The organism is Microcystis sp. M49636_WE2, from assembly GCF_030065375.1.
Taxonomy (GTDB): domain Bacteria; phylum Cyanobacteriota; class Cyanobacteriia; order Cyanobacteriales; family Microcystaceae; genus Microcystis; species Microcystis aeruginosa_C.
The window spans coordinates 1-2931 of sequence record NZ_JASJFG010000389.1 but is presented as its reverse complement, the minus strand read 5'-3'; the positions used below and the strand labels follow the sequence as shown (position 1 = coordinate 2931).

The 2931-nt window shown below is 46.1% G+C and carries 2 protein-coding genes; both read right to left on the bottom strand.

The window, feature by feature from the left end; genetic code table 11:
• The coding region (locus PX484_RS09375) for an SAV_2336 N-terminal domain-related protein (RefSeq protein ID WP_288103592.1) at positions 1–2158 on the bottom strand (2158 nt) is incomplete at its 3' end.
• On the bottom strand, positions 2155–2931 hold a 777-nt coding region (locus tag PX484_RS09370; RefSeq protein ID WP_288103590.1), incomplete at its 5' end, for an AAA family ATPase. The genes PX484_RS09375 and PX484_RS09370, both read right to left, overlap by 4 nt.

Genomic DNA, 2931 nt, shown 5'->3' with positions numbered 1-2931 from the left:
CCGCTTCGGTTCCCATCCAAAACTCCCCCGAAGGAATATAGAGCATTTTTAAGCTGGGGGGATTTTCTTCAAAGTAGAAGGCTCTCACGGGTTCTTTGGCGGTAATTTGTCCCGTCTCATCCACAAAAACGGTTTCAGACTTAAACAGGGTTAGGTTAAATTTCTCGGTGATGATTTCTTCTTCTGTGTTATCCAAGACTTCCCTAAACTGGACTGGCATTGTCTCGGCGGTTATTTCTTCGCTTGCCAAAAATTTAAGCTGCTCAGGGGTTAAACGAAGACGCTGATACAGTTCCCCATCTTCTACGCTGAAATCCTTAAGTCTATCCTTGAGCAGTTGAAACAATATTTCCTCTCCTCGCGTAAGCTCTTTTACCTTAGCTATGGTTACGGTTTTATATTTCCTCAGCCACTTTTCCTCAACCGGTAGGGGTGGAGGTGAGTCAACCATAGATTGCAGCTTTTGGCTAATTTCTTGGTACTTTGCTTCCCCTAGCTTTTGGAAAACCTTAGCAGACACCTTGGCAAAGGCGCGAACTAGATTAGCTGCTTCTTTGCCGAGGAGAACTTGGGGATTGGTAAGAATAAGACCAAAAAAGGTGGTGGTACTCAGGTTAAGTTTTTGGGCGATGTATTCCGAGAGGACAAAAATTACTTCTAAGGCGCGGCTATTCCCTAGTTCAGTGAGCAGAAGCTCTCTCACCTCATCATCAAATTCAAAATCTAGGCTGTTGGGGGGAGTATGAAAGTTAAATTTACCTCCTTTGTCCCACTTCACTGGTTCCCCTCCTAGATAGACTTTAAGAAAACCGCTAAGAATGACTTCTGCTATGTTTAGGGGGTTAGAGGCGCTTAAAAGTTTGCTTTGAATAAGACGGATGATGGGAAGATTTACCGGGGCTGCGGCTAATTTTTTCAGTAATTCCCAAGCTAGAGGTGAGGCGGTACTAGCGAATAGTTCTAGAGCTTGCTTCCCAGACATCTCCGGAGAAATAGTTGCGGGTATTTCTCTGTTTTGGGGGGATTTTTCTAGTAGTACCCCCGCACAGGTGGCGTTGCTGTCACCACTGACAACGAGCGCCCAAGCTTTTAAGGATGAAGGGGTTAGGGAGATGGTGGGTAGGGGAAAGTAGGTTTTTTGGATTGTTTCTCTGAGAATATGTTGATTTTCCTCTTCCTTCTCAATTTGTAGCAGCAGGGGGATAGAGGTAAATCTCCAGTTTTGTGAAGGTTTTCGGGGGGTTTGGTTGACTAGGGAGACGAACCAACCTCGACTAAGGGCGGTTCTTTCCCACATTGCTTCCGGGAAGGGAGAAAGCAGGGTGACGATTTGGTGTTTTCCCCAGTCCTGAAGAGCTTGGTTATAGCGTCCTTGATACCAGTCTGGGGAAGTACAATCACTGTAGAAGAGGATAAGTCTTTCGCCGCGAGGATGGATGAGATCTTTTGGGTGAATTGAGCAAGTATCGTTAGAGTAGGTACGGATGGCTAAATTTTGCCTGTCTTCGTCCCATCCTATGCGGTAAAGTTTGACATCCCGAAAGGCCCCGATTTGTTCTAGCCAATCGCGGATTTCCCCGGCCATTTCTTTCCAAAAGACCATGGAGGCCCATTCTTCAATCAGTAAAACTACCTCTAGGGAACGGACTTTTTTGGCTTGGTAAACGGGTATTAGGGCTAAACTGCCATCTTTCTTGCCGATGCTATACTCGGCCGATTTCTGTACGGTGCTGTTTAGGTTTATTTGTCTTTGGGTGGCTGAGTCTATCTTTTGGATGAGGGGACGCACTGCCCGCCCTAATTTTAGGGTTTCTCGCCAGAATTTGGCATCGGGGATGCTAATGGGTAGGGTATCTGCGCCTATCTTCTCAGGCTGTTTTTGTGCTTCTGTCTCGCGTATTAAGCGAACTTCATCCGATGGGGCTGCTGGCTCTTGGGTTTCGTTTTTACTCTCCTGGGGGGGGTTTTTAGCGGTCGGGGTTTCTTCCTTTTCTTCCCTAGGCTCTGTAGGGGTTTGGGGTTTTCCTTCCTCTTCTTGGGTGAGAACATACCACCATAAACTATCAGCTATCTGGTAACTGTCTAGGTCCCATCCCCTGCCCTTGACAAAGGTGATAAATTTATCAATCAGTTCTGGTGTGGGAAGGGTTTGGGTCATGTATTGCCTGTGTCGGTGAGATAGGTAAATAGTAGGTCGATAAGGGACTTTAATTCTGCACCCGTGGGTTTATCTTGGCCCATGCTCATAAAGACGGCGTTTAAAAGCTGGTCCGTTGCTAGTTGCCCTTTTTCTCGTTTTTTAACATATTCTGCGATCGCTGCTTCTATTTTTCTACTTTCTGGACTGGCCTCTTTATAATCAAAATGGCTTTTTACTATCTTTTTTAGTTCCTCTGGGGTGGGGTCGGGAATTTCTAAGAGCAGACATCTACGTTTAAAGGGTAGGGGAAAATCCCTCTCGCCGTTGCTCGTCATAATCACTATGGGGAACTGTTGGCAGCTTACCTTACCTTGGGGGATGGATTCCCATTCACCGTCATGGGTTTGTACTGGTATTGGTTGGTTTTCGGTATCTTTAGCGAGTCGGGAAAGTTCGGTGATTTCAAATTTTCCCTCTTCAAAAAGGTTTAAGAGGTCGTTGGGTAAGTCGATGTCACTTTTATCTATCTCATCGATAAGCAGTACCCGGGGATAATTTCTCGGACAGAGGGCTGTCCCCAAGGGACCCAAGCGGATATACTGCCCTATGTCTTTTTTTTCTTCTAATTGGTAATCTTGCAAACGTGCGATCGCGTCGTAGTAGTATAATCCCTCTTGTAGGGTGGTGCGGGTATTAATTGGCCAGACTAATACTTCTCCTAAGTCTAATTCGTAGGCGATTGCGTAGGCTAGGGAGGTTTTCCCTGTACCCGGTTTCCCTGTGACTAAAAT